At 65.8% G+C, this 6,960-nt stretch carries 5 protein-coding genes; 2 read left to right on the top strand and 3 right to left on the bottom strand.

The features are described from left to right. Positions 1–550 precede the first annotated feature (550 nt). The gene (locus ACLM5J_RS20480; RefSeq protein WP_413658533.1) at positions 551–952 is read left to right on the top strand and encodes a DUF5994 family protein; all 402 of its coding nucleotides are present in this window, start codon (positions 551–553) and stop codon (positions 950–952) included. Between the two features lie 238 nt (positions 953–1,190). On the opposite strand, the gene ACLM5J_RS20475 is transcribed toward ACLM5J_RS20480, so the two are convergent. Continuing rightward, positions 1,191–1,634: a DUF5994 family protein gene (locus ACLM5J_RS20475; protein ID WP_343991428.1), complete on the bottom strand. Its 444-nt coding sequence runs from the start codon at positions 1,632–1,634 to the stop codon at positions 1,191–1,193. 291 nt (positions 1,635–1,925) lie between these two features. Between ACLM5J_RS20475 and ACLM5J_RS20470 the strand changes: the two genes are divergently transcribed. Further along, positions 1,926–3,035, top strand: coding sequence for a fatty acid desaturase family protein (locus ACLM5J_RS20470; protein WP_413658532.1), 1,110 nt, complete (start codon positions 1,926–1,928; stop codon positions 3,033–3,035). A gap of 59 nt (positions 3,036–3,094) precedes the next feature. Here ACLM5J_RS20470 and ACLM5J_RS20465 read toward each other — a convergent pair whose 3' ends face one another. Next, positions 3,095–4,237 (bottom strand): DNA polymerase IV, encoded by a 1,143-nt coding sequence (locus tag ACLM5J_RS20465; RefSeq protein WP_413658531.1) that lies wholly within the window; start codon positions 4,235–4,237, stop codon positions 3,095–3,097. A 70-nt stretch (positions 4,238–4,307) separates the two neighbouring features. Beyond that, positions 4,308–6,803 (bottom strand): leucine--tRNA ligase, encoded by a 2,496-nt coding sequence (gene leuS / locus ACLM5J_RS20460; protein ID WP_413658530.1) that lies wholly within the window; start codon positions 6,801–6,803, stop codon positions 4,308–4,310. Positions 6,804–6,960 lie beyond the last annotated feature (157 nt).

The raw sequence follows: 6,960 nt of genomic DNA, 5'->3' as shown, positions 1-6,960 counted from the left end.
TTGTGAGGTGGAATCCCCACAGGTCAGGTGTCAACCAAACTCGGGGCAGACCCAGCCAGCCTCGGGTTCGCGGTCATTCAGGCGACCTCATGGCGGATTCTCGCGGGGAGCGTGACCACGCGAAGCGAGATCCACACCGAATACGGGGGCGCAACTCAGGGCGGTATCGAACCGTCTGCGTCCACCCCGAACGTCATCCTGTGTCTAGAAAAAGGTACCCCGATCTCGAACCCGGTATGCACCCGCAATGTTCGACCTACCATGAAGGAGGCTAGGCGGACTGCATTACTCCCCCCGACCGCAGCCCGACTAGCCTTCTCGCCCCCGTCAGCCCTCTCGTGGCTAGCGGGGGCTCACTGCGTTTGAGCGGAAACATGACGCCGCGAGAGTGGCGGCGCCGCACTCCCTGATTCCAGTCCCACCTGATCCATTCGCCCTGAAGGCCGCTGTCGCCTGGGCCTGATCTTCGCGGAGTAGGATGGAAGAAGACTGCGATCACCCGTCTCCATCGCGAGTTCGGCAAGGCAGCAACTGAATAGGCGGTGACCTCATGGTCACTGGAACATCTGCCAGACGGTTTGCGATCACTTCGCGTACGGAGACCGGACAAATCGACGCAGCGTGGTGGCCACAAAGCCGCCAACTCAGCGAGCAACTGCCTGCACTCTTGGAGCTCTGGCCTGCCGCGTCAACTGGGCTACAGCGAATCCTGTATTGCCCACACGACTGGGACGACCATCCCCACTCGGTGCCGGTGGGCGACCGCCTGATCGCGACCGACTCGGTCCCCGACAGCACCCGAACCTTGGTTCTGCAGATGGATGATGGAACCGAGTTGACCTTGCGCATCATCGCTCCAGGGGCAACCCAAGCTACGGCCGCAATCGTCCTCAACAGCATGGTCCTCGAGGTTCTCGACCTACCGTCGCTCTTGCTACTCAAGAAGCCGTAGACGCCAGGTGGCGCATCCCTTGCGCCATCGCCGTGCACTAGACGAACGCGAGGGCGTCAGCATGCGAAGCCCACTGAGGCTTGCATGGCTGGCGCCCTCGCTACGGGGCAGCGCGCCTACCCCGTGCCTCAGGGTCGCACGCTGCATCCGCACGCGATAGCCCACTGCCGCTCGAAGAAGCGGCAGCAGCTACCCACCGGGAGCATCCCCGAGACCCTCGCGCGGCACTTGCAGAGTGCTACGAGTGCCCGCCCTCGTTGTCCCAGTTCGGGAGGTCGAAGGTGTCCGCTGCCACCCGCGACAAGATTTCCTCGTGGGCCCCGGTTGCCATGTCCCCAAGTATCCGCGCAGCCTCCTCGGGGGCTGCGTCGGGAGCGATGATCCGCAGAGTCAGCTCATTTCGATTTGCCATCGACAGAACCAGCGAATGGGTGTCATCGCGTGGAAACGATCCCGTCTTGACCACGCGTGTTCCTACCGGCACCGAGTGGGGATGGTCGTCCCAGTCCGGCGGTGAGTAGAGCACACGCGAAATGCGCCCAGCTGCCGGGGGCCAGAGCTGGAACAGTGCAGGCAGTTGCTCGCCGAGTTGGCGGCTTTGTGGCCACCATGCCCCGTCGAACCGGCCCGGGTCTGGGCTCGCGCTGAGTTCGAGCCGCCGTTGTAATGCTTCAGTGACCATGAGGTCACCGCCTATTCAGTTGCTGCCTTGCCGAACTCGCGATGGAGACGGGTGATCGCAGTCTGGGTCCAGTCTACTTCGCGCCAGCAGAAAACCAGCAGGATCAGATACTCCGATACCGTGTGCCGGCATCCATTCTGCAAGCTGGTCACAGCAGACAGGACACAGGACACAGCAGAGCTTGGCCGGCCCGGTAGACTGAGGACGGAACTGCGAGTACGCGCATCGTGGACGCCGAGGACCATCTGGACGTCAAACCCCGCGACAGCAGCAAGCTGAGGCGGACGTGAGATGAACTCACCCCGAGCACGATTATTCGGTTCTCCCCAGAGCGGCTCGGCGGAGGTGAGCCGGTTTCCGTCGAACGCCTACGTTAGCCAGTTCACTGAGCTTGCACATGAGGTTCGACAGTCGGGGCTTCTTGAGCGCAAACATGCGTACTACTGGACGCAGATCTGCGGCGCCATCGTTGCCTTCATTGCGGTCTGGGTGGGCTTCTTCCTTGTCGGGGACTCCTGGTTCCAGCTACTTATCGCAGCCGCGCTCGGAGTGGTGGTCACGCAGTTCGGGTTCCTGGGTCATGACGCTGCCCACCGCCAGATCTTTCGCTCCCCGACGTGGAACGCCTGGACTGCTCGGGTCTTCGCAGCCGCCTTCGCGGGGTTGAGCTATACCTGGTGGCGGGCGAAGCACAACAAGCACCACCAAGCCCCCAATCAGGAAGACGTCGACCCCGACATCGGCCCAGGAGCAATAGCGTTCACCCCCGCGGTCCTTGCCCATCGCACAGGCCTGAGCGGATGGTTCGCCAGGCGCCAAGGATGGTGGTTCTTCCCCTTGCTGACACTCGAGGGCCTCAATCTCCATGTGGAGAGCATCAAGGCCGGCCTCGATCGTCAGTCCGGCGCACCGTGGCGTCGCCTGGAACTCGCCGTGGTGATCACCAGACTAGGTGCCTACGTCGCGATCCTTGGTCTCTCTCTGCCGCTAGGTATCGCAGCATCCTTCCTTGCGCTACAACTGGCAGTCTTCGGATTCTGCTTGGGCGCGGCATTCGCTCCCGCGCACAAGGGAATGCCCATCGTTCCGCGGACCATGAAGCTCGACTTCCTGCGACGCCAGGTGATGGTCTCGCGAAACATACGAGGGAACTTCGCCGTTGATTCTTGGATGGGCGGGCTGAACTACCAGATCGAACACCATCTCTTTCCCAGCATGCCGCGCTGCAACCTGAAGCGAGCCCAACCGATGGTGCGCGCACACTGCGAGCAGCTAGGGATCACCTACACCGAGGTGGGCCTGTTTCGCTCGTACCTCATGGTGGTCGACTACCTCAACAACGTAGGGCTGCGCGCCCGGGATCCGTTCGACTGCCCGCTGGCTGTACAGCTCCGGCGCTAGCGACGGCCGGCGAGGATCTGCGCTGAGAAGGAGTCTGGAACTCGGTCAGGGATTCGGCCTCAGTAGCCGCCGTCGGGTTCGGTCATCTCCAGCCGGACGCCGAGCAGGCGCACGGGTGCCCGGCGTTCGATCCGATCCAGCAGGGCCACCGCCTCGTCGCCGAGCAGGTCGGGGTCGTTGCTTGGCGCCGGCAGTCGGTGGACCCGGGTGAGGGTGATGAACGGGCGCAGTCGCACCTTGATCTGGACCCGCTGGCAGAGTCGACCCTCACGGTCGATGTCGGCTACCACGCGCCGGGTGATCCGGCGCAGCGTCTCCTCGACCTCGCTCCACTCCTCCAGGTCCGTCTGGAAAGTCTCCTCGCGGCCGTGGGCTCGCGGGACCCATGGTGTGGCATCGACCAGCCCGGTGTCGACACCGGTACCCAGCCGCCGCAGCCAAGGGCCCGTGCTCGGACCGAAGGCACCGGCCAACTCGGCCGGGTCGGCGTCGGCCAACTGCTGAACGGTCTCGATACCCAGCGCAGCAAGGCGTTGCGACGTCTTCGCGCCGATCCCCCACAACGCCTGCGTGCCACGCTCCCCCAATTGGGCGAACCACGAGTCGTGGGCGATCACGTGGACTCCAGGCTCCGGCTTCCCGAAGTCGGTGGCGATCTTCGCTTGCACCTTGTTGTTGCCGATCCCCACCGAGCAGCGCAGCTGGCTGGCCTGGCGAACCTCCGCACGCAGATGCTCCGCGAAACCCAACGGGTCCAGGATCGGTGCGCCCTCATGCCGTGGGGCGTCTGGTTCCGCATCACTCTCCGCCAACGCCACGAACGCCTCATCCCAACCCAGCACTTCGACAACGGTCCCCCGGTCCTCCCACCGGGCGTGCCGCAACGCATCCATCACCTGTGCCGAGGCCGCCTCGTAGACCGGGAAGTCGACCGGCAGGAAGACGGCGTCCGGACATTTCCGCAGTGCGACCCGCAACGGCATCCCCGACCTGACGCCGAACGCCCGCGCCTCGTACGACGCCGTCGAGACCACGCCCCGCTCCGTCGGGTCGCCACGGCCACCGACCACCACCGGCCGCCCCACCAACTCGGGGCGACGCAGCATCTCGACCGCCGCCAGGAACTGGTCCATATCGACGTGCAGCACCCAACGCCGCGGGTCACGGCTGGCCGGCTGCGTCCTGGTCGTCTGGTCGGGCACCCTTCCACTATGCCGAAAGGGCGGGCAGGCAGCGAGTACGCTGCTTGCCCGCCCTCATCGGAGCGTCGAGTCAGACGACGATGTTGACCAGCTTGGGCGCCCGGACGATCACCTTGCGCACGGTCAGGCCCTCGAGCAGGGCGATGACGGCCGGGTCGGCCATGGCGGTGGCCTCCAGGTCGGCGTCCGAGATGTCGGGGGCGACCTCCAGGCGGGCCTTGACCTTGCCCTTGATCTGGACGACGGCGGTCACCGAGTCCTCGACCAGCAGCGACTCGTCGACGGTCGGCCAGGAGACGCGGGCGATACCGGGCTGGTGACCGAGCACCTCCCACATCTCCTCAGCGGTGTACGGGGCAACCATCGAGAGCAGGATCGCGACGGTCTCGGTGGCCTCGCGGACCGCGGGGTCGGCCGGGCCGCATCCCGAGTCGATCGCCTTGCGGGTCGCGTTGACCAGCTCCATCACCTTGGCCACCATCACGTTGAACCGGTGGCCGGCGACCAACTCGTCGGCTTCGGCGATGGTGCGGTGGGTGATCTGGCGCAGCGCGCGGTCACCGTCCCTCAGCTCTACTCCAGCGGCGGTCGCGACGTCGCCCGACAGGCGCCAGGCACGCTGCAGGAAGCGCAACGAACCGGCCGGCGACACGTCGGCCCAGTCGATGTTGTCCTCGGGCGGGCTGGCGAAGACCAGGGTGAGCCGGACCGCGTCCACACCGAAGGCGTCAAGTTGATCCCCCAGGTTGACGCCGTTGCCCAGCGACTTGCTCATCTTGCGACCCTCGTTGAGCACCTTGCCCTGCGACAGGTACGCCGAGAACGGCTCGTCCCAGGTGATCAGGCCCATGTCCCGCAGGGCCTTGGTGAAGAACCGGGAGTACAACAGGTGCAGCACCGCGTGCTCGTCGCCACCGACGTACAGGTCGATCGGGCCCCAGCTGTTGGCCAGCTCGGTGTTGAACGCCGCCTCGGTGTCGTGCGGCGACACGTAACGCAGGAAGTACCACGACGAGTCGACGAAGGTGTCCATCGTGTCGGTGTCGCGCTGCGCGGGACCACCACAGGTCGGGCAGGAGACCGAGACCCACTCCGAGGCGCCGCCCAGCGGGGACGTGCCCTTCGGCTTCAGGTCCGCACCCTTCAGCTCCGGCAGCAGTACCGGCAGCTGCTCCGCAGGCACCGGCACCTCGCCGTCGACCGGGCAGTGGATGATCGGGATCGGCGCACCCCAGTAGCGCTGCCGGCTCAGCAGCCAGTCGCGCAGCCGGAAGTTGACCGTCCCGGTCCCGTTGCCCTGGGCCGTCAGGAACTCGATGGTCCGGCTCTTCGCCTCGTCGACCGAGAGACCGTTGATGTCCAGCGGAGCCTCGACGCCGGGGGCCGGCGAGTTGATCGTCGCGCCGGCGCCGGCGTAGGCCTCGCCGTCGAAACCGTCGGGGACCTGGGTGGTCCGGACGATCGGCAGGCCCATCGTGGTGGCGAACTCCCAGTCACGCTGGTCGCCGCCGGGCACACCCATCACCGCGCCGGTGCCGTAGTCGGCCAGCACGTAGTCGGTCGCCCAGACCGGGATCTGGGCACCGGTCACCGGGTTGGTCGCCGTCACGCCCAGGTCGACGCCGGTCTTCGGCCGGTCGGTCGCCAACCGGTCGATGTCGGAGGCCTTGCGGATCTCGTCGCGGTACGCCTCGAACGCCTCACGCTGGGCGTCGGTGACCAGTTCGTCGGCCAGTCGCGCGTCGACGGCGACCACCATGAAGGTGGTGCCGAAGATGGTGTCGGGGCGGGTGGTGAAGACCGTGACCGGCTCTTCCCGGCCCTCGATCCGGAAGTCGACATGGGCGCCCTCGGAGCGACCGATCCAGTTGCGCTGCGCGTTGACCACCTTGCTGGGCCAGGTCGGCGCCAGGTCGTCCAGGCTGTCCAACAACTCCTGGGCGTACTCGGTGGTCCGGAAGTACCACTGGGTCAGCTCACGCTTGGTGACCTCCGCGCCACACCGCTCGCAGGCTCCGTCGACGACCTGCTCGTTGGCCAGCACGGTCTGGTCGTTGGGGCACCAGTTGACCGGCGACTTCTTGCGGTAGGCCAGGCCCTTCTCGTGGAACTTCAGGAAGAGCCACTGCGTCCAGCGGTAGTACTCCGGGTCGGAGGTGTTGAAGCGCCGGCTCCAGTCGAACGACGTGCCGTAGCGCTTGAACGACTGGTACTGGGTCTCGATGTTTCCGTACGTGTAGGTCGCCGGGTGCTCGTCGTTCTTGATCGCGGCGTTCTCGGCGGGCAGGCCGAAGGAGTCCCAACCCATCGGGTTCAGGACCTCGTAGCCCTTCATCCACCAGTACCGCGCGGCGACGTCGTGCAGCGCCATCACCTCGGCGTGACCCATGTGCAGGTCACCCGACGGGTAGGGGAACATCGTCAGCGCGTAACGCTTCTCCTTGGGCGAGGCGTCGTCGGCGCGGAACAGGTCGAGCTCGTCCCAGACCGGCCGCCACTTGTCCTGGATCGCAGCTACGTCGTAGCTGGCGGCTCCGGTCGCCTCGGGAGAACCGTCGTGCGTCATCTTTCTTGCCCTTCTCGGATCTGGGTGTGGTTGTGCCCTGACATGAAAAAACCCCTCACACAGAGGGGTAGCCGCGCCAGCGCCGGAGAGGACCGGCGTTCAGCGCGGCTGATCAAGAAGCAGAACCTGCAAGCACATGTCGCCATGGTACCGCCTG

It is taken from the genome of Nocardioides sp. Bht2 (genome assembly GCF_047308515.1).
Taxonomy (GTDB): Bacteria; Actinomycetota; Actinomycetes; order Propionibacteriales; family Nocardioidaceae; genus Nocardioides.
Note: the sequence above shows the minus strand (reverse complement) of the source record. Positions and strands in the feature narration are given on the sequence as shown.